The organism is Acinetobacter sp. YH16032, assembly GCF_013417345.1.
GTDB lineage: Bacteria > Pseudomonadota > Gammaproteobacteria > Pseudomonadales > Moraxellaceae > Acinetobacter.
In genome coordinates this window covers 42,030-63,134 of record NZ_VPEE01000015.1, presented here as the reverse complement: position 1 = coordinate 63,134, position 21,105 = coordinate 42,030, and the positions used below count along the sequence as shown (strand labels likewise).

Sequence of the window (21,105 nt, the reverse complement as noted above, 5' to 3'; positions counted from 1 at the left end):
TGAACAAATTTTATACCACAATATGATGATATTAAAAAAGTTTATTTTTCCATTCGAAAGAATCTGTTGAATGAGATTGGGGGCGATATTCGGCTGCGACAAATCCTTCATACATGCTATTTGCAATGCATTCAAAAATAGCGGGATAGTCAATTATCCCTGTGAGTGGTTCATGTCTACCTGGTACATCTGCAAATTGGATATGCCCAATGTGTTGCATATTTTCTTTGAGTGACAGAATCAGGTCTTCTTGCATTCTAGCCATGTGATAGCAATCGAATTGCATTTTTAGAGCTGGATGATTGACGTCTTTCAGTAACTCTTTGGCTTGATGCATTGTTTGAATCATGAAGTTGGGCATATCAAAGCCATTAATCATCTCAAAAACGGGTTGAATCCCATGCGCTGTGAAGATCTCGCTGACAAATTTAAGATTTGAGACTAAGGTTTCATAGCAGACCTGATATTCAACATTATCTGGTTGCTTGCCAGCCAAAATATTCACTCGAGGTATATTGAGTGAGCATGCATATTCAATCGCTAAGTCAACAGCTTGTTTGAATTCATCAGTTTTACTTGGGCTACTTGCTAATCCGCATCTGCCTTGCATTAAATCTCCGGCAGGAACGTTGATGAGACACAAGCTAAGTTGATGTTCATTGAGTTCATGCTGAATTTGATTAATACTCAGCTCATATGGAAATTGAATTTCTACATGTTGGAACCCATATTCAGCAGCCAGCGCAAAGCGTTCAATGAGTGGAACTTCTGTAAAGATCATCGATAAATTGACAGCGAGCTTCATATTGAATGCGACCTATTTATTGTTTTGTTCAACTTGCAGAATGACTGAGGCAAGGTCTGATTCAGAAAAGCCGTTGGATTGATGCGCTTTCAATTGTTCTAAGGCTTGTTGAGCGACAGGAATATTAAGGTCAAATTGTCGAGCCAAACTCAAGGCGTTATTTAAATCTTTAGACAGCGTCTGAACTTTCCATTGCACAGGCTCAAACTCGTGCGTTGCCATACGTGGTGTTAAAATTTGAAAAGGTTTAGAGTCGGCGAATCCACCTGCTAAGGCAGGTGCAAGCAGTTGAGTATCAACACCCGCCTGATCTGCTAAAGCAACAGCTTCTGCGATGAGTGTGCTATTTGCAGCAACGATGAGTTGATTACAAATTTTGGTGGCTTGTCCTGTTCCAGTTCCACCCATACAGGTTACACGTTGTGAAAGAACTTGATACATTGGTTGTAAAGATTCGATGATGCTCGATGGTCCGCCAGCAAAAATAACTAAACTGCCATTTTCAGCACCAGCTGTTCCACCTGACACAGGAGAATCTATCCAATGCGCTGATTTAGCAGTTGCACGTTGTGCAAGATTTTTAGTTTTATCCACAGATAGACTCGAGAAGTCCACAATAATCTGCTTGGGTTGAATCAGTGATTCAATTTGAGAAAAAACAGCCTCTACCGCATTGTCATCGGCTAAACAAGTTAGGATCAGATCAAATTGTGCTATCTCAGAGAGTTGAAGGGGATGTGCCCCAAGCTGGATTAACGGCTCACATGCGTTGGGGCTTCGGTTCCAGACAGCAGTGTAAAACCCAGCCTGTATCAATCGAGTCGCCATTCTGCTACCCATTAAACCCATACCTAAGAATGCGATTTTAGTTTGACCGTTAATCATTATTGAAGCTAATCCCTGATCTAAGTTTGAAAACCAATTTATTTGAATTGACGTGGTAGAAATTCCAAATCTGGATTTTTATCTTTTTTACGCGCAATTTGACTGTTTTTGCCAAGGAGTAATTTGAGTTGCCAAATTTTCTCAAGACGAAGTGATTTTTTGGGTGCGTGTTCCATCGCATCTAAGACCTGTTTTACTGCAGCTAAGGCATCAGGTGAGCGCTGCAACATTTCGTCGGCAAGCTGTTGAGCTTTTTGCATCGGCGCGTTATCAACATGTGTGATCAATCCAATTTCTTTGGCATATTGACCATCAAATACACGTGCTGTTAATGATAATTCTTTGGCTAGGTCGACTCCAATAATACCTTTGATTGAGCGTGTTAACCCCATATCTGGAACTAAGCCCCAACGGGTTTCCATAATCGACATTTGGGTGTTGGGGTGAGCAATTCGAATATCAGCCGCTAAAGCCAATTGCATACCTGCACCGAAGCAATACCCTTCAATAGCTGCAATGACTGGAACAGGGAGTTCTTGCCAGATTAAAAAAGCTTTTTGAAATAGACTTTGACCAGGCTTAATGAGTTCCCATGCGGCATAAGCACGATTTTGTGGATTATTCAGGTCTGTTAAATCAATACCTGCACTAAATACGTTGGCTTCACCAGTGAGAATCACACAGCGGATAGTACGATCAGATTTAATTTTATTTGCGACTTGCACCAACTCTTTCAAAAGTTGAAAGCTCATCGCGTTACGTTTGTCGGGACGATTCAGAAAAACCGTCGCAATTCCATTATTTTTTTCTACACGTATTACAGCCATTATTGTGACTCGAGTTTATTGTTCCTTGTTTTAAGCATAACATGTCCAAAATAGACTGTCGTGACAGTAGAGTCATCACGTATTGCCTAATACAGTGTGTTGATCGTCTATTAATGATTCAGAATAGACTCGGCTGCTTCTTTCACTTGTCCAATCGCATGTTTTAATTCATCCAGCCGTTTCATCACATTTTCAATAAATTGCTCATCTGCTTTTCTACGCTCTTTACGCAGCGTTGAAACGAACTGTTCAAATTCACCTGTGATGCTTTGTAAATTCGGAGTGCCGACGTAGCGTGTTGCCCCATATAAACGGTGTAATACATGTTCGAGCTGCGGATAATCTTCAAGTTCGATGAGTTGTTCTATTTCAGCAAGTTCATTCGGGAAGCTGTCCACCAGCATCTTCAATAAATCTTGTGCTAAGTCTTCTTTATTCGCTGCCAATTGAACGCACTGTTTCCAATCTAAAACCTGATGATCTAAGGTTTCGATACGTAAAGTTTTTTCTTGGGATTTAATTGGATGAATAAACTTATCACTGCTCCAATGGGTCAGAATTTGAATAATCTGATCCATTTGGATTGGTTTGGTGACATAGTCATCCATGCCGACTTTAAGCAACTTTTGTTTCTCATCTGCTAAAGCATGTGCTGTAAGTGCAATGATCGGTGTGTGACGTCCCTCGATGGTGGATTCTAGTGACCTGATCGCACGAGTCGTATCGATGCCGGACATCACTGGCATTTGAATGTCCATAAATATCAGATCAAACGGCTTTTCATCATTTTGAATCTGTTGTTGTAAAATTTGTAGTGCCTCTTGTCCACTTTGCGCTTTAGTTGTTTGAACATTAATTTCGCCGAGCAAAGCTTCTAAAACGATTAAGTTTGGTAGATGATCGTCTACTGCAAGTACATGTAAATTAAGGGCTTTAAAGTTATCATGAGGTTCTACTTCAAATATTGGCTGATTTTCCAAAAGCTGAATTAATGATGAACGGCTCAGAGGTTGATACAGTGGTCTCGCTTTGTATTCATTCAACATGTTGAGGTCGAGCGCCATCTGATAGCCATATACGGCTAAGTGACCTTGATAACGTCCGCGAATCTCTTTTAATAAAGCCTCTGGATCACCACTGTGATCTACAATCAACCACGTATTTTCAGGTTGATGTGTCAAACCATTTAGACGGCTGAATAAATCTAGAATGGATTGAGCTTCTGTGTGTTCAACACCATAATTTTCTAAATAATGACGTAAAACATTCGCAGTTGCAGGGTGGGCTAAATAGGAGATGACACGCATGTCATGGAATTGCGGATGAATAATTTCATATTCATCAACCGCAAATTTCGCAGTAAACCAGAATGTTGAACCCTTTTCAGTTGGGGCGCGTTCTTGGTTATCTTCAAAGCCAATTTGGCCATGCATCAGATTAACCAATTGTTTTGAGATTGCTAAGCCTAAACCTGTGCCACCAAATTGACGAGTGACGGAAGCATCGCCTTGAGAAAATGATTCAAATAACCGTTTTCGGTCTGTACCACTTAACCCAATACCACTATCTTGAACACTAAAATGCAATAGGCAATGTTCTAGATCGTCATGCTCCATTCGAACACGTACAATAATTTCACCATCAGGGGTGAATTTAATGGCATTTGAAATCAGGTTAGTCAAAATCTGTTTACAACGTAAAGCATCGCCAATCACATACTTTGGAATGTTATCGGCATAGTAGAAGGCCATATCGATATTTTTTTGGGCGGCTAATGGCGACAACATGTCCATAACATCGAAGATCGCTTCTTCTAAATCAAATGATGCGGTTTCTAGTTCAAGTTTACCGGCATCAATTTTTGAAAAGTCCAAGACGTCATTGATTAGTGCTAAAAGATGTGCTGATGATTTGCGAATCGTTTGCAAATACAGGCTTTGATCATTGCTGAGATTCTCTTGGCGCAATAACAAGTGAATAAAACCATCGATACTATTCAGCGGGGTACGCAACTCATGACTGATATTGGCAAGAAAAACAGATTTTGCCTGATTGGATGAAATGGCCTGATCGCGTGCTTGTTTATAAGTAATATTTTGCACTTCAAGTGTATCAAGCGTACGTCTTAAATCGTCTTCGGTCTGCTCGGTATGCTCCTTCAGCTCTAAAAAGCTGAAATGTAGACGCTTCACGACATTCGCAATATCACGTTGGAGTAACCTTAACTCGCCAGTACTATTGATGACCATGTGTTGGTCGAGTGTGTCTGCATTGAGTCGCTGTAATTGCATACGTATTTCGTACATAGGTGCAATCCAACGTCGTGAATAAAAGTTCAAGCACAGTAATAAGAGTAAAAGTGTCAACAAACCCGTCGTGATCAGTACAATGAAAACACGATATTGAGAGATGGCGAGAGGTTGATTATCTAGCTCGATAACAAGCCATTTTTTACTTTGATCAGGCGTATTTAATGCTAAGCCATAAATATGATTATGTTGATCTTTAATCGGACCAAATGTTTGTACATTGGTCGGGAAGCTAGGCCAAGGTTTTTCATTGCGATAGCCTAACCCAAAATAAGGTTTTTGTTGTTGGTCTAGGACTGCGACACTGAGTAAATATTTTTCATTAAACATCTTTTGTAAGATGCTTTTAGCGCGGTCTTGTTGCGCTTGTGAGGGGTTTTTTTCAAGCGCAATAAGTAGGTTTTCTGTCGTGTATTTATAACGACTTAAAATTGCATTTGCGGCAAAGCGTTGTTCTGATTTTGCGGAATTAGACGTTTCTGTGAGCACCAGTGCAGAGCCGACGCTTGCCAGTACCGCAATGGGTACAAAAATGAGGGCAATCAATTGCCCATAAGCATGGTTTAGTTTTAAGCGATTGAAGATTTTTTTATTCAAATTCGACATGTGCAGAGTGACTCATTCCCCATGTTGGGCATATTAGCACGCTTTAAAAAAATGATGGTGCTTTAATCACCCTCATTAAAAAGCCTTTGAAATTGATGCAGTGAGATACTTTTTTTCATACAATACCTGCACCTCAATATGGGTGCAAATAATGAGTAATACACAAGTAGATTTTCAATCAGACGATTTTTTATTAGACCACTATGTGGGTAAAACCCCATTGGTTAGGTTACAGCGTCTGGCAAGTCATACTCAAGCGACTGTATTGGCAAAACTGGAAGGTAATAATCCAGCGGGCTCTGTCAAAGATCGCCCAGCATATAACATGATCATGCAAGCTGAAAAACGTGGTGACATTAAGCCAGGTGATACGCTGATCGAAGCGACTAGCGGTAACACAGGTATTGCATTAGCCATGGTTGCGGCAATGCGTGGCTATAAAATGAAATTGATTATGCCTGCAAGCTCTAGTCAAGAGCGCAAAGATGCAATGCGTGCGTATGGTGCTGAGCTTATTGAATCCGAGAATATGGAAGAAGCTCGTGATATCGCATTGCGAATGGAAAGAGATGGTCTAGGTTTAGTACTCAATCAATTTGGTAATCCAGACAATGTCCAAGCACACTATTTGACAACTGGTCCAGAAATTTGGCAACAAACTGGCGGTAAAATTACGCATTTTGTAAGTTCGATGGGAACAACGGGAACCATCATGGGGATTTCAAAATACCTCAAAGAACAAAATCCAAATATTCAAATTATTGGTTTACAGCCATCTGAAGGGTCGAATATTGCAGGTATTCGCCGTTGGCCTCAAGAATATTTACCGACGATTTTTGATGCTTCTCGTGTTGATCAAATTATGGATATTCCACAAATTGAAGCTGAAAAAATGGCTCGTCAATTGGCACGTAAGGAAGGAATTAGTGCTGGTACTTCTTCTGGTGGTGCAGTTTGGGCATCAATAAAAATCGCTGAACAACATCCTAGTGCTGTGATTGCATGTATCGTGTGTGATCGTGGTGATCGTTATCTCTCTACGGGGTTATTCTCTGTAGAAGATGAACAATAAATTCGAGTAAATCTATATGCGCTTACCTGTTTTAGTGTTTGATATTGAAACATTGACCGATCTTAAATCAGGAGCGCATCTATATGGCTTAGATTTACCAGAAGATAGTATTGAACAAGCGCTGAGTAAGTTAAGACGTCAAGAAGCGGGCACTGACTTTCAGCGACTTGCTTTACATGAAATTGTCTGTATTTCAGGACTATGGATTGATGAAAAGGCGGGAATGAAATTATTTTCATTCAGTCGTGAACATTATTCAGAACCTGAAATTTTACAAAAATTTCTATCAATTTTTGATAAACGTAATCCGACTTTAGTCAGTTGGAATGGCTCCCAATTTGATCTGCCTGTTATTATGTATAGAGCAATGTATCATGGGTTGTCTGCGCCAAGTCTGTTTGATCAAGGCGAAATTGATACACAAAAGCGCTATAATAACTACCAGAATCGTTACCATCATCGTCATATTGATTTGATGGATTTTATGGCAATGTTTAATGCGCGTCACTTCCAAAAACTGGATGATGTCGCTTATATGCTCGGTTACCCGGGTAAGCGCGGAACACCAGGTTATTTTATCCCTGAATATGTTCGTAACAATAATTGGATAGAATTAACCAGTTATTGTGAAGGGGATGTTTTAAACACATGGTTAGTCTATCTGCGCTATGTATTGTTAAAAGGACAGATTTTGCCTGAAGATCATCGTCTGTGGATTCAAGCGACGATTCATTATCTTCAAGGTCAACCCCAGCAAACAGAATTTTTGCGTATTTGGCAAGAAACTGCTGAAAAAACTGACTTCACCGCTTCGGATTTTAAATCAACTCAACATTAGGTTATCTCTTTGAAACAACGTGCCGCACATCGCTCATCTCAACTTCCTCGTTATACATTTACAGTTGAGAGACTTTCACACGAAGGGCGAGGGATCGCACATTTTCAAGGACAGGAACATCCTCAAGACAAATTGGGTAAAAAGGTCTTTATTCGTTTTGCACTGCCAGGAGAAACAGTAGAAGCTCAAATTACCCATCAGGCAAAAAAATTAGAAGAAGCTGATTGTGTGCAGTTGATTGGGGCGCCGAGTCCAATTCGTACACAGCCAGTTTGTCCACATTTTGGAAAATGTGGAGGCTGTAATATGCAGCACATAAAATTAGATGAACAAATTCGTTTAAAACAATCAGTTTTAGAGTCGCATCTCACCCACTTTGCAGGTGCTCTTCCAGAGTCGTGGCTAGAACCATTGCGTTCGACACGTGAAGATTATCGTCACAAGGCGCGTATTGGCGTTCGCTACATTGCTAAAAAAAATAAATTAGTCATGGGTTTTCGTGAGGCTCAATCTAATCAGCTTACTGAAATTAAAACCTGCAAAATTTTAGATGCAGAGCTAGATGCTGCGTTACCTCACCTCAAGGTACTCCTTGAAAATCTAAAAGCAAAAGCAGATATAGGTCATATTGAATTGGCGAAAGGAGATCAAGAGGTTGCACTTTTGATACGTCATACCAACAAATTACCGCAAAATGATGTCAACCAACTGCGTGAATTTGCGTTAGAAAGATCATGGCAGCTTTATTTGCAACCTGCTGGTGTAAGTAGTGTTCATCGTGCGGATGGTGACCTATCTGAGCGATTACATTACTCACTACCTGATTTTAACGTGACGTTTGGTTTTAAACCGACTGACTTTACTCAGGTGAACCCCACCATTAATCCACAAATGGTGAAGCTGGCATGTGAATTGCTTGACCTGAGCGGAAATGAGCGTGTTCTTGATTTATTCTGTGGTCTAGGGAATTTCTCATTGCCACTTGCACGTTCTGTAACACGGGGTGAGGTCGTCGCGGTGGAGGGAAGTGAGGAAATGGTGATGCGTGGGACAGAAAATGCACTGAAAAACGGCATCACAAACGTAAAATTTTATGCTCAGGATTTAACGCAAGATTTTTCGCAACATTCTTGGGCAAATCAAGGGTTCGATGCACTCTTAATAGACCCACCACGCGCTGGAGCTGAAGAAATTATGCACTATGTGCCAAATTTTGGTGCAAAAAAAATCGTCTATGTTTCCTGTAATCCTGCTACATTAGCACGTGATACAGGGATTTTAGTACAACATGGCTATCAGTTGAAGAAAGCTGGTGTGATGGATATGTTCAGTCATACAGGCCATGTTGAATCTATTGCTTTATTTGAAAAAAGCTAGTGCTAAGTGTTGATTTAATAAAATGAAGATTAGATTTAAAAAAGGAGAAGGGTATGGTCACAGTACGTGAGCAGTTACCTGGACGACTGACTGAGTTGTCTGAGGAAACGACTGTAGAACATGCCGCTGAAGCGCAACTTGGTTTAGCAACTTGGCTAGACCGTGCGCGGATTATTTTAGACGGTGCAGAACTTAAAAAATTAGAAGAAGTCGCTCTTAGTGTTTTAAAAAAAGAACTGACTTCTGATCACCATCATAAAACCAATACCTTCGCGACTGGCTTAGGTATGGCAGATATTTTGGCTCACCTACATGTTGATGAAGATACTTTGTCAGCAGCGATGCTTTATCGTAGTGTGCGTGAGGGCATGACGTCGCTTGAGGAGATTCGTAAAAGCTTTGGTGAAAGTGTCTACAATTTGGTGAAAGGCACTTTGGCAATGGGTAAGTTGTCAGAGCTGATCGAAAAAAATAAACGTTTAGAAGATCACTTCAATAATAATCAGCGTGAACATTTAACTGGGATTTACAAGATGTTGATCTCAGTAACAGAGGATGTTCGCGTTGTATTAATCAAGTTGGCTGAGCGTACGCTGGCTTTGCGTGAGTTGGCAAACTCTCCAAAAGAGCGTCAAGAGCGTGTCGCACGAGAAATTTTGACCATTTACTCGCCCTTGGCGCATCGTCTTGGTATCGCGCAGTTAAAATGGGAACTTGAAGATCTTGCGTTCCGTTATTTAGCACCAGAGCGCTATAAAGAAATTGCATCTTTACTCAATGAAAAACGCTTAGAGCGCGAACAATATATTCAATTCGTGGTCGATAAGCTGAAAAGTGAGTTGTTGAAGCATGGCATTGAGGCTGAAATCTCAGGTCGTGTGAAACACATTTATTCGATTTATCGAAAAATGAAAAGTAAGAACTTAAGTTTCGATCAGCTATATGACATTCGAGCTGTTCGTGTACTGGTTCAGAATGTATCTGAGTGTTATCACGCTTTGGGGATCGTACATCAAATCTGGCGTCATATTCCCCATCAGTTTGATGATTACATCACTAACCCAAAAGCCAATGGCTACCGTTCTTTACATACTGCAGTGATTGCTGAAAATAAATCTTTAGAGATACAAATCAGAACCACTGAAATGCATGAAGAAGCTGAGTTAGGCGTTTGTTCTCATTTCAATTATAAAGAAGGTGCCAAAACTACAGATTATTCATTTAATCATCGTTTGCACTCTTTACGTTCCGTGCTTGAACATTATCAAGAACGAAATGAAGCAGGTGCGCATCCGAATGAAGACGAAACTGAAAATTTCAATCAGCTTCAAGATTTTGAAGATTTTGAAAAAATTTATGTTTTTAGTCGTGATGGTGACATTAAAGAATTACCGCGTAATTCAACCGTTTTAGATTTTGCATACCATGTGCATACTGAGGTTGGTAATAAGTGTTATGCAGCACGTGTGAACCAACGTTATGTTCCACTGACTTATACATTAAAAACAGGTGAACAAGTCGAGATTTTGACCAAGAAAGATCGTGAGCCAAATCGTGATTGGTTGGTGAACTCTTTAGGTTATATCAAGACAGCACGTGCAAGAGACAAGTTGCGCCATTGGTTCAGACAGCAAGACCGTAGTAAGAACTTAGAAGTCGGTCGAGAGATTCTCACCAAGGAATTATCACGTCTTGCAATTCACCCAAAAAGTATTGATTTGAGTGATTATTGTGCTCATTTTAACGTTAAAACAGGTGAGGACATTCTTGTATCCTTGGTGAGTGGAGATATCAGTCTTCATGCATTGATTAATCAAGTCAATCGTCATATGCACTTGGATCAAGATGAGCCTGAGTTAGTGCTGAAGCCAGCATTAAATCCACGGGCGAGTCATACATTATCAGCGCATGGGATTCTGATTGACGGTTTGGATAATGTTGAACTACATATTGCACAATGTTGTCAGCCTGTTCATGGTGAGTCGATTGCTGGATATATCACACTCAATCGTGGGGTGAGTATTCATAAGGTGGCTTGTCCGGATTATGTACGTATGATCAGCCAAGAACCTGAACGCGCTGTTGAAGCAGATTGGGAAATGCAACCGACAAGAGGGCAGAGTGTCCAAATTGTGGTTGAGGCTTATGATCGTCGAGGACTGCTGAAGGATCTAACCCAAGTGATTTTTTCAGATCAGATTAATATTCGCCAAGTGAATACCATTTCCGAAGCGGATGGTATTGCCAATATGAAGCTGTTGATTGAGGTCAAAGGTTTGGCTCAATTGTCTCGCTTGTTGGCTCGATTGGAACAGCAACCAGGCATCATTAGCGCAAGACGTTTGGTGCAGGGGAATTAAAAAAAAGCCTGCTTTAGCAGGCTTTTTATGACTGATCACTCAAATAGCGTTAAATCAGATTTTGCATTTTTTAGAACCTTGATAGATTCCAATATTATCGATGTTTGCTTGCGATGCAGCTTTGATCTGTTGCTGTAATGGAATATTTGCAGCATCAGAAGTATCGCTTTCACCCGCTACAGAGTTTGCAACTTGCCCCATTTTTGTTGCTTTTTCTGAGTTGCCACCGAAAGTAGATAATGCATTACCTGCCATACCCGCCCATTTGCTCAATGATTTAGCTGGCGTTTGGGTTGCAGCAGCTGCAATATTTTTATCAGCATTTTCTAAGTTACGCTTAGCATTGGCTTTTTCAACAGCTAGTGTTGCACAATCCATTGCCTTGAGTTCAGCAGTTGAGTGTTGTTTGGTTGGTAGTTCACCCGAAGCTTGAGCAAGAGTCGTTGTTAAAGCAGTAGCGATAGCTAAAGTTAAAATTTTTTTCATTATATATTCTCATTTGTAACGCATTGTTATAAATGCCCCTGTTGGGGCGAGAGAATATTACACAAATGTGACTAATTTGTCATTTCTTTTTACTTAATAGTAAATTTGTCACTCTGTTGATCAATTGGGGACTGAATCTTGACAGGTGATACATCAGTTCAGTTTTGATGCCAACCGTATGGTGAGTCACGGTTAAGTGATGGTTTTTTAAACGTGCGACACGGTAAATTTCCTGAGCAACGTCTTGGGCGCTGAGACTGACTCCCATATTTTGAATCGTACCCGCATCCATGCCTTTTACCATGGCAGTCTGAACAAATAATGGCATGATGTCTAATACGCGTATTCCATATTTTTGCCATTCAACATCAAGACCTTCTGTAATGCCGCGAACAGCAAATTTACTTGCTGAATAGGACACTAAATCAGCTTGACCATAGATAGCAGAAGCAGAGGACATATTGATGATACGTGCGTGGGAGGCCTGTTTTAAGAAAGGGAGCGCAGCATGACAGCCATTGAGAACGCCGTTAACATTGATATTAAATGTTCGATGATGCGATGAGATATCTGTATTTTCGAATGCCCCTGAATATAAGATGCCAGCATTATTTAATAATATATTTATTTCACCAGCCCATTCGTTGAACTCAGTTAAAGCACTTTGCCATTGGTCGTATTGGGAAACATCTAGCAAACCCGCTTTAGCATTTGGCCCTAAAGATTGAGCCAATTGTTCAGCTTGTTCGAGATTGATGTCATAAATACCGACTTTATAACCTTGCTGATAGAATAGTTTTGCGGTAGCTGCGCCAATCCCTTGTGCTGCGCCACTGATAAAAATACTAGATGTCATCGAAAATCCTTGTTGTTTTACATCATTTTATGTTCCTAGTTGAGCATAAGATTGTTCATTGAATCAACAATATCTTTAAACTCATCATTCACTAGAGATCAACTTTCATGGAAAAACTTTTAAATATCATGCAAGAGCTTCGTGCGAAATGTCCATGGGATCAAAAACAAACGCCTGAAAGCTTGACTCGCTATGCGATTGAAGAAGCTTATGAGGTTGAAGAAGCAGTTCGATCACAAAATACAGCGCATATAAAAGAGGAATTAGGAGATCTTCTGCTGCAAGTTGTATTTCAAGCGCAAATGTATAGTGAGCAAGGAGCATTTAATTTTCATGATGTGGTGGAAACGTTGTGCGACAAGTTGATTCGAAGACATCCTCATGTCTTTCAATCGGCTCAATTTGAACAACTGAATGAACAGCAGGTGAGTGAACTTTGGCAAAAAATTAAGGCTGAAGAGAAAAAAGACAAAACTAAATCACGTTTAGATGAAATTAAAGCGGGTCCTGCCTTAGATCAAGCCGAACAAATTCAAAAAAATGTAGCTCAGATTGGATTTGATTTCGAAAATGTTGAGCAAGCGTATGAAAAGTTAGATGAAGAGTTATCTGAATTGAGAGAGGCGCTCAACCATCAAAATTCCGACGAAATACAAGAGGAGTTTGGAGATTGTTTATTTTCTTTAATCAATGTTGGACGTAAAATCGGCATTTCAAGTGAGATGGCTCTACTTGGAACCATCCACAAATTTAAACAACGTTTTTCATACATTGAGTTGCAGGCAAAAAATAGAAATACGCCCATTGAAAATATGAGTCTCAAAGAAATGGACCAATTGTGGGGTCAGGCAAAAGTGTATCTAAAGCAACATAACAATAACATTCAGGTTCAACATGAATAGCATCATTTCTTTTCTTCTTCTGATATTTACTGCATGTGTGAGTTTAATCAGTTCGGCATATCCACAACAGTTTGATCAATCTTACTTAAAATGGAAAGCAGAGCAAGAAGCTCATGATCAACGACTTAACCGGCAAAGTGCGAACCATTATTTATCTCGACCAGCCGTAAATACATCATCAAAGCAATCAGCTGGTGGTGTCGGGCAATCAACTAAAGTTCGTCTTAATACGGCTTCAATGGTTGAACTACAAATGATTAAAGGAGTGGGTGAGAAGAAAGCTGCTGCAATTATTGAGTATCGGCAAAAGCATGGCAGTTTTAAGTCAGTAGATGAACTTCAAAATGTCAAAGGAATAGGTCCAAAGTTTATCGAAAAGAATCGCAACCAGTTAGCCCTCTAACACATTTTTATAGAGGTCAAATGGCACTAAGGGGTGTTGAAATTTAATCAATTTTGACGGTGAATCTTGGAGAATAAAATTGCCCTTTGATTGTGTTAGAGCTATGATTAGCACAATTATGATTTTACGTTCTGACGTAGGAGACAGCGTCTTTTGCAAACTTTGCACGCGTCAAAGTGCGGTTTATCCACTGCACAATTACCTTCTTCCATTTTAGATGTTATTGATTCTTTAACTAAAGCCGGCTATGAAGCTTACATCGTCGGTGGTGGTGTCCGTGATTTGATGCTTGGACTTGCGCCTAAAGATTTCGATGCTGTAACCAATGCGACACCTTCACAAATTAAAGAAGTATTTGGTCGTCGTTGCCGAATTATTGGTCGTCGTTTTGAGTTGGCTCATGTCTATTCTGGTCGTGAATTAATTGAAGTGGCCACTTTCCGAGCTCCTCCTAAAAAAGCAGTGACTTCTGCTGCAGGGATGATTCTAAGAGATAATAATTGGGGCTCAATTGAAGAAGATTTTGCTCGTCGAGATTTCTCAATCAATGCGATGTATTACCAACCGCGTAAGGGTATCGTTCTTGATTTCTGTAACGCTATTGATGATATAAAAACAAAAACATTGCGTTTATTGGGTGATCCAAAGTTACGTTTTGAAGAAGATCCAGTTCGTATGTTACGAACACTGAGATTTGCTGCGAAACTTAACTTTAAAATTGATCCTGCAATTTTAGATGTATTTACACCTGAAGCAGCCTTGCTTTTACGTGATGTATCACCCCATCGTTTATATGATGAATCTCAAAAGTTATTCACAATGGGGCATTTGAATCGTGTGCTCCCAATGTTGATTGAGTTTGGAATCTGGAAACAATTATTTGCAGATATTCCTCCTCATATTGATGCATTTATTGAACGTGCAGCGAAAAATACAGATCAGCGAATTCAAATTGGTAAAACGATCAACCCTGCATTTTTCTATGCGGTATTGTTGTGGAAACCATTCCTTGAGCGTTGTGATTTTTATATGCATAAAGGTGTTGTGGCAGCTGAAGCACGTGCTCAAGCTGGCTTAGATGTGCTGAAGCGCCAAGCGACACGCACGATTATCCCGCGTTTTGCAGAAACCTTTATTCGTGAAGTTTGGGAAATGCAAACTCGTTTGTTGAACCCAAAACCTCAGCAAATTGAAGCACTCTCAGGTCATGCTCGTTTTAGAGCAGGTTTTGACTTTATGTTGCTGCGTGAAAAGTCTGGAGATCAGACGACCAATGGCATGGGTCAATGGTGGGATGCTTATCAGTTGATGTCTTTGGACGAAAAAGAGCGTGTGATTGCGCAGTACAATCGTCAACGGACTAAATCACGACGTAAAGTTGCCGTGATCGAAGATGTTGCGGAAACAAAGCCTCAGCAGATTGAACCGCTAGTTAAAGAAACGGAGTCACGTAGCCGCCGCAGTCGTAAGGCCGCTTCAGCGAATGAGCGAAGAACAGAGCAAAATGCGAGTATCGCTTTGGATAATGGTATTGCAGCTGATCATCCTATTTTGAAGCGTAAACGTGTCAAACGTGATTTAAATACAGTGGTGTTTGGTCCTATCCAATGACAGTACGAACATATATTGGACTGGGAAGTAATTTAGGTGATTCTCAGCAGTTGATGGCAGAAGCCTATACGAAACTGGCAATGCTGGGTGTGGTGAAAGCATCAAGGCTTTATCATAGTCCACCTATGGGTCCTCAAGACCAACCACATTACCACAATGCGGTCGTTCGTTTAGATACGAGTCTAACGGCGCTTGAATTATTAGATGAATTACAAAAAATAGAAAATGAAGCAGGGCGGGTGCGTTTACGTCGTTGGGGTGAACGCACACTCGATTTAGATCTATTGTTATATGGTGATCAAACGATTCAAAATGATCGCTTAACTGTTCCACATATCGGGATATTTGAGCGAGATTTTGTCATACTGCCGTTATTAGATCTGGATGTCGAATTAGAAATTCATGGACAGAAAATTCGAGAAACGAATATTGCAAAACACAGCCAATTGGATGTTTTAGCAGATTCATCTTGGATCAATATTTAAACTTTAAAATGTTCTAAGGAACTGTGTTAGAGGACATCTTATGATCAGTCTGAGCGATTTAAGACAATTCAAACAGCAAGGTCGAAAATTTTCATGTCTGACTTGTTATGACGCCAGTATGGCGAAGGCAATGGAAATTGCTGAAATAGATACCATTTTAATTGGTGATTCGCTTGGGATGACTATTCAAGGCCATGATTCAACGTTGCCTGTGAATGTGGAAGATATGGTCTATCACACCTCAGTTGTACGTCGTGGAAATAACCATGCTTTCATCTTAACTGATCTGCCTTTTATGAGTTATGCCACACTCAATGATGCACTAGTAAACTCGAAAAAAGTGATGCAAGCTGGCGCACAAATGGTCAAGCTTGAAGGTGGTGCTTGGCTTGCTGAAACGGTAGAAGTATTGACTCGCAATGGTATTCCAGTGTGTGTCCATCTTGGACTAACGCCACAATCCGTTCATGTATTTGGTGGCTATAAATTACAAGCCAAAACGCGTGAAGCTGCGGATCAGCTGATTGCTGATTGTAAAGCCGTTGTTGAGGCTGGGGCTGCAGTGTTATTGCTAGAGTGTGTACCTGCACAATTGGGTCAAGAAATTACAGAACTATTTCCGCATGTACCTGTGATTGGTATTGGTGCTGGAGCACAAACCGATGGTCAAGTTCTGGTTGTTCAAGATATGCTGGGATTAAACTTCGGTCGTGTTGCACGTTTTGTACGTAATTTTATGAAAGAACAGTCTGGTGAAACGGCCATTCTTGATGCAATCAAATCGTATCATGTTGCTGTACTAGATCAATCTTTCCCTGCTAAAGAACATACGTTCCAAGTTGAGCTTTAATCATGAAAACTGAAACAACAATCCATGGTTTAACCGCATCACTTCATGCTGCTCGTCAAGCACGAAAGACTATTGGTTTTGTCCCGACCATGGGGAATCTACATCAAGGTCACTTAAATTTAGTACGTGAAGCACGTAAATTATGTGATGTGGTTGTGGTCAGTATTTTTGTGAATCCGATTCAATTTGGCCCAAATGAAGATTATGACAGTTACCCACGCACACTTGATCAAGACAGTCAGTTGTTGGCTGAAGAGGGTTGTGACATTATTTTTGCACCTTCAGTTGAGCAAATGTATGGCAGTCAACCTCGCTTAACAAACATTAGTGTCGGTCAAATTACCAATGATTTATGTGGTGCTCAACGTCCGGGGCACTTTGATGGTGTTGCGGTAGTAGTAACGAAGTTATTTAATATCGTACAACCACATTTTGCATTTTTTGGTCAAAAAGACTACCAGCAGTTGGCTGTGATTAAGACAATGGTACGTGACTTGAACATGCCGATTGAAATTATTGGTGTGCCAATTGCACGTGCTGAAGATGGTTTGGCATTAAGTTCACGTAATGGTTATCTTTCGGCTGAACATCGTCAAATTGCACCAGTCATTTATCAATCTTTAAAAACTGCTGAAACAAATTTAAAACAAGGTCAAGCGCTTACAGAGGTTCTTGCTGAGATAAAATCAACTTTAAGTGATGCTGGCTTTGTCGTGGATTATGTTGAAGCACGTAATCCAATGTTGCAGGCAGTAGAGCAATTTGACCAAGATATTGTGTTATTTGTTGCTGCGAAAATTGGTTCGACACGCTTGATCGACAATTTACAAATCAGTCTTTAAAACAGGATTAAACTCGATGATGATCGTCAGGTGTGGTGCATGAAGCGAATTCTTATTGTTACAGGACAATCCGGTTCAGGGAAGTCATCTGCATTGCAGGTTCTCGAAGATTTAGGTTATTACTGTATCGATAATTTGCCGCTAGCATTACTTCCTGAGATCGTTGGAAAGTTAGATCAAGAAAATAATTTAGAACAATTGGCTTTAGGGGTTGATGTTCGGAGTACACGCGCTGATTTGCAAGAATTTGAGCAAGTTTATCAGCAACTGGAAAAACATGGTGAAGTCGAGGTCATTTATCTCACGACCAAAGATCAAGAGTTAATTGCTCGTTTTAGTGCCTCGCGTCGACCTCATCCACTGGCGAATCGTTTTAAAAGTCTGAATGAGTGCATTCAAGAAGAGAAACAATTACTGTTGCCGATTCAATTAAGAGCAACTGTACAGATTGATACATCAGATAAAAGTGTCCATGATCTTAAAGATACATTATTATCCCGCTTAGGGCAGGTAGATAACTTAATTGTTATTTTACAGTCTTTTGGATATAAGCATGGTATTCCGTTGGATGCTGATTTTATTTTTGATGTGCGGCATTTACCCAATCCACATTGGGATTTAGAGCTTAGAAAATATTCGGGCTTAGATGAGCCCATTGAAAAATTCCTGACATCATTTGACCAAGTGAATATGATGTTTGAGGATTTAAAGCAGTTTTTAGAGAAGTGGTTGCCTGCCTTTGCAGAAGGGCATCGCCATTACATTACGGTTTCGATAGGATGTACAGGTGGTCAGCACCGCTCTGTATTTATTGTGGATAGACTCAAAAAGGCGCTTGAGGCACAATGGTCTATTCAGGTCTTGCATAGAGAAATGAAGCACTGGTCATGATTGACACAACTGTTGACGTAATTAACAAATTAGGATTACATGCGCGTGCGTCAGGCAAGCTCATTGAGGTCACTACCAAATTTCGAAGTTCGATTAAAATTGGTAAGGGCGATAAATTAGTCGATGCCAAAAATATTATGTCTTTGCTCATGCTCGGTGCAGGCAAAGGAACTACATTAAGACTAGTGATTGAAGGGGCAGATGAAGAGAAAGCTTTGTCTGAAGTTCAAGCATTATTCGCAGCAAAATTTTACGAGGCTGAATAATCGTGGCACGTCGATCGCAACGTTTTACTGAAGATGATTTTGAGTCTTTAGAAGGACGTGCAAGTAAAACTGAACAAAAGAAAGCTGTACAACGTATGGCTGCTTTAGGGGCTCAACTTGCTGAGTTACCCAAAAAAAAGATTGAAAGCCTTCCTGTGGAAGAGCGCTTAATTGAAGCTTTATTGGATGTTCAATTGATAACATCAGGTGAGGCTCGTCGTCGTCAATTTTTGCGTATTGGTAAATTATTACGCAATGAAGACGAGAGCATGATCTTATCTTATTTGACACCTCAACAAGGGGCGAAAAAGACAGCACAATTGCACCGCTGGGTCGATCGTATGATTGCACAAGGTGAGCCTGTTATTAAAGAATTTATGAAGACTTACAATGCTGCAGAGCATCATGCAATACGTCAGCATTTACTTCGTATTGAACGTGATATTCAAAAAAACTTAGGTGAGGATGCTGTTGCACAATCTAAGTTAAATTTGCTGAATTACGTTCAGCAAGTTGCACTTATCTCTGATCGTTAATGGTCAAAAAAAAGGTCTGATGTTTCAGACCTTTTTTATTTCTTAGATGCTTAATATTTAGAGTGCAGCACGATCTTTTGCCCAATCTCGCAACACAAACTTTTGCAGTTTACCTGTTGAAGTTTTAGGGATTTCAGTAATCACTACGTCTTTAGGTACCTTGAATCGAGCAAGATGTTGTTTGCAGTATTCAATGATTTCTTCAGGTGTAGCTTGTTGCCCTTGCTTCAATTCAATAAATGCGCATGGAACTTCTTGCCAACGTGGATCAGGTTTTGCAACAACTGCAGCTGTCAGCACGGCAGGGTGTTGATACAGTACTTCTTCCACTTCAAGTGAAGAAATATTTTCACCACCAGAAATAATCACATCTTTCGAGCGATCTGTGATTTTGGCATAACCATCAGGCTGGCATACGGCAAGATCGCCAGTATGGAACCATCCACCAGCAAATGCTTCAGCGGTGGCTTCAGGATTCTTCAAGTACCCTTTCATGACAATGTTGCCACGGAACATAATTTCCCCCATGGTCTGACCATCATTCGGTACAGGCAGCATCGTTTCAGGATCTAGTACTTTCATCCCATCTTGAAGTGGATAAGGTACACCTTGACGTGAATGTAGTTGAGCTTGTTCTTGGATGCTTAAATCACTCCAGCCTGCTTGCGAAGCACATAGCGCTGATGGTCCATAGGTTTCAGTGAGACCATAGACGTGGGTAACATTGATTCCTAGATTTCGCATACCTTCAATAATGGCAGCTGGTGGCGCTGCACCAGCAACCATCACTTCAACTCGATGATTAATTTCGCGTTGTTGCTCTTTTGGTGTGTTGATCAACATGGACAATACAATTGGTGCACCGCAGAAGTAATCGACTTGATGATCCGCGATCAATTGATAGATCTGTGCTGGATCAACTTTTCGAAGACAAACATTTGTGCCACCGTTGGCGGCCATGGTCCAAGCGAAACACCATCCATTACAATGGAACAGAGGCAAAGTCCATAAATAGGTGGCACGGGGTGTCATACCACAAGCAATGATATTACTTGCTGCATTAATATAAGCCCCACGATGATGATAGACCACACCTTTTGGATTCCCAGTTGTGCCTGAGGTGTAGTTTAAGCTGATGGCATCCCATTCATCCTGTGGTAATTGCCACTCAAACTCAGGATTACCTTGTGAAAGCCAAGATTCATACTCAATTTTTCCAATACGGGGCGCTTGTTCATTGAATTCATATTCAGTATCTGCAACATCGATAACATAAATGTCCTGAGGAACTTGTGCTAAAGCTTCCTGTGCTAATTCTGAGAATTCAGGGTCAACTAAAAGTACTTTTGATTCAGCATGTTCAAGCATAAATGCGAGTGTTTTTGCATCTAGGCGCGTATTTAATGTATTGAGTACAGCGCCTGCCATAGGCACTGCAAAATGCGCTTCGATCATGGCTGGAATATTTGGAAGTAATACTGATACAGTATCATTTTTCTGAATACCAAGCTTTTGCAGCTGATCGGCAAATTGACGGCAACGTTGGTACTTTTCTTTCCAGCTAATCCGGCGTGTACCATGAATAATTGCATCTTGCTGAGGGTAGATGTAGGCCGCACGCTCTAAATATCTGAGTGGAGAAAGGGCAACAAAATTTGCCGGCGTTCTAGGTAGTTCGTCATACGGACTTAAATTCATTTTAGTATCCATCTTCATTTTTATAATCCTGAGTAAAAGATAAGCAAAAAAGAAACGGAATACATTTATCCTTTAGTCGAGCAAACGTGACATTTTGTCAATTAGGCGAAAATTCATATTTTTTAATTTCAATTTATTGCGTTTTATTCGTGAAGTTGGTGATATTTATTTGTGCTGAATAATGTAATTGATCGAGAAAT

Annotated in this window: 20 protein-coding genes; 13 read left to right on the top strand and 7 right to left on the bottom strand. The window is 40.4% G+C overall.

The genetic code is table 11. The annotated features are described in order from the left end of the window. Positions 1-31: 31 nt before the first annotated feature. From FTV32_RS09540 to FTV32_RS09525, 4 genes are all read right to left on the bottom strand, one after another. Positions 32-805, bottom strand: coding sequence for a hydroxypyruvate isomerase family protein (locus FTV32_RS09540; RefSeq protein WP_035265321.1), 774 nt, complete (start codon positions 803-805; stop codon positions 32-34). Positions 806-817: 12 nt separating this feature from the next. Continuing rightward, complete coding sequence (locus FTV32_RS09535) at positions 818-1,693, bottom strand: NAD(P)-dependent oxidoreductase (protein WP_171076746.1); 876 nt, start codon at positions 1,691-1,693, stop codon at positions 818-820. 35 nt (positions 1,694-1,728) lie between these two features. Further along, complete coding sequence (locus tag FTV32_RS09530; protein WP_035265324.1) at positions 1,729-2,517, bottom strand: crotonase/enoyl-CoA hydratase family protein; 789 nt, start codon at positions 2,515-2,517, stop codon at positions 1,729-1,731. A 110-nt stretch (positions 2,518-2,627) separates the two neighbouring features. Next, positions 2,628-5,432 (bottom strand): ATP-binding protein, encoded by a 2,805-nt coding sequence (locus tag FTV32_RS09525; protein ID WP_180028511.1) that lies wholly within the window; start codon positions 5,430-5,432, stop codon positions 2,628-2,630. Between the two features lie 151 nt (positions 5,433-5,583). Between FTV32_RS09525 and cysM the strand changes: the two genes are divergently transcribed. Genes cysM through FTV32_RS09505 form a run of 4 tightly spaced genes read left to right on the top strand, consistent with a single transcriptional unit; the run spans position 5,584 to position 11,079 of the window. Next, on the top strand, positions 5,584-6,504 hold the full coding sequence (gene cysM, locus FTV32_RS09520) for a cysteine synthase CysM (protein ID WP_180028510.1): 921 nt from the start codon (positions 5,584-5,586) through the stop codon (positions 6,502-6,504). Between the two features lie 16 nt (positions 6,505-6,520). After that, positions 6,521-7,342 (top strand): 3'-5' exonuclease, encoded by an 822-nt coding sequence (locus FTV32_RS09515; protein ID WP_035265329.1) that lies wholly within the window; start codon positions 6,521-6,523, stop codon positions 7,340-7,342. A 9-nt stretch (positions 7,343-7,351) separates the two neighbouring features. Next, positions 7,352-8,719, top strand: a complete 1,368-nt coding sequence (gene rlmD, locus FTV32_RS09510) for a 23S rRNA (uracil(1939)-C(5))-methyltransferase RlmD (RefSeq protein ID WP_180028509.1) — start codon at positions 7,352-7,354, stop codon at positions 8,717-8,719. Between the two features lie 53 nt (positions 8,720-8,772). Continuing rightward, positions 8,773-11,079, top strand: a complete 2,307-nt coding sequence (locus tag FTV32_RS09505; RefSeq protein WP_035265331.1) for a bifunctional (p)ppGpp synthetase/guanosine-3',5'-bis(diphosphate) 3'-pyrophosphohydrolase — start codon at positions 8,773-8,775, stop codon at positions 11,077-11,079. Between the two features lie 54 nt (positions 11,080-11,133). On the opposite strand, the gene FTV32_RS09500 is transcribed toward FTV32_RS09505, so the two are convergent. Together FTV32_RS09500 and FTV32_RS09495 are read right to left on the bottom strand one after the other, a co-directional pair. Continuing rightward, complete coding sequence (locus FTV32_RS09500) at positions 11,134-11,565, bottom strand: hypothetical protein (protein ID WP_035265332.1); 432 nt, start codon at positions 11,563-11,565, stop codon at positions 11,134-11,136. Positions 11,566-11,644: 79 nt separating this feature from the next. Then, positions 11,645-12,421: an SDR family oxidoreductase gene (locus tag FTV32_RS09495; RefSeq protein ID WP_035265333.1), complete on the bottom strand. Its 777-nt coding sequence runs from the start codon at positions 12,419-12,421 to the stop codon at positions 11,645-11,647. A gap of 107 nt (positions 12,422-12,528) precedes the next feature. Here FTV32_RS09495 and mazG point away from each other — a divergent pair, with 107 nt between their 5' ends. The 9 genes from mazG (at position 12,529) to yjgA (ending at position 19,207) form a co-directional block, all read left to right on the top strand. Beyond that, complete coding sequence (mazG, locus tag FTV32_RS09490) at positions 12,529-13,323, top strand: nucleoside triphosphate pyrophosphohydrolase (RefSeq protein ID WP_180028508.1); 795 nt, start codon at positions 12,529-12,531, stop codon at positions 13,321-13,323. Further along, entirely contained in the window at positions 13,316-13,726 is a 411-nt protein-coding gene (locus FTV32_RS09485; RefSeq protein WP_035265336.1) for a ComEA family DNA-binding protein, read from the top strand. The genes mazG and FTV32_RS09485 overlap by 8 nt, the downstream gene beginning before the upstream one ends. A gap of 153 nt (positions 13,727-13,879) precedes the next feature. Further along, positions 13,880-15,337 carry a polynucleotide adenylyltransferase PcnB gene (gene pcnB, locus FTV32_RS09480; protein ID WP_035265338.1) on the top strand — a complete coding sequence of 486 codons (1,458 nt, stop codon included), beginning with the start codon at positions 13,880-13,882 and terminating at the stop codon, positions 15,335-15,337. After that, positions 15,334-15,822, top strand: a complete 489-nt coding sequence (gene folK, locus FTV32_RS09475; protein WP_035265339.1) for a 2-amino-4-hydroxy-6-hydroxymethyldihydropteridine diphosphokinase — start codon at positions 15,334-15,336, stop codon at positions 15,820-15,822. The genes pcnB and folK overlap by 4 nt, the downstream gene beginning before the upstream one ends. A 40-nt stretch (positions 15,823-15,862) precedes the next feature. Further along, positions 15,863-16,672, top strand: coding sequence for a 3-methyl-2-oxobutanoate hydroxymethyltransferase (gene panB / locus FTV32_RS09470; RefSeq protein WP_035265341.1), 810 nt, complete (start codon positions 15,863-15,865; stop codon positions 16,670-16,672). A gap of 2 nt (positions 16,673-16,674) precedes the next feature. After that, on the top strand, positions 16,675-17,514 hold the full coding sequence (gene panC, locus FTV32_RS09465; RefSeq protein ID WP_035265343.1) for a pantoate--beta-alanine ligase: 840 nt from the start codon (positions 16,675-16,677) through the stop codon (positions 17,512-17,514). 39 nt (positions 17,515-17,553) lie between these two features. Then, positions 17,554-18,405, top strand: coding sequence for an RNase adapter RapZ (rapZ, locus tag FTV32_RS09460; protein ID WP_035265345.1), 852 nt, complete (start codon positions 17,554-17,556; stop codon positions 18,403-18,405). After that, on the top strand, positions 18,402-18,671 hold the full coding sequence (locus FTV32_RS09455; RefSeq protein ID WP_035265349.1) for an HPr family phosphocarrier protein: 270 nt from the start codon (positions 18,402-18,404) through the stop codon (positions 18,669-18,671). Before rapZ ends, FTV32_RS09455 begins: the two co-directional genes overlap by 4 nt. 2 nt (positions 18,672-18,673) lie before the next feature. Then, complete coding sequence (gene yjgA / locus FTV32_RS09450; protein ID WP_035265351.1) at positions 18,674-19,207, top strand: ribosome biogenesis factor YjgA; 534 nt, start codon at positions 18,674-18,676, stop codon at positions 19,205-19,207. Between the two features lie 57 nt (positions 19,208-19,264). On the opposite strand, the gene FTV32_RS09445 is transcribed toward yjgA, so the two are convergent. Next, positions 19,265-20,905, bottom strand: coding sequence for an acyl-CoA synthetase (locus FTV32_RS09445; protein ID WP_035265353.1), 1,641 nt, complete (start codon positions 20,903-20,905; stop codon positions 19,265-19,267). Between the last annotated feature and the right edge of the window lie 200 nt (positions 20,906-21,105).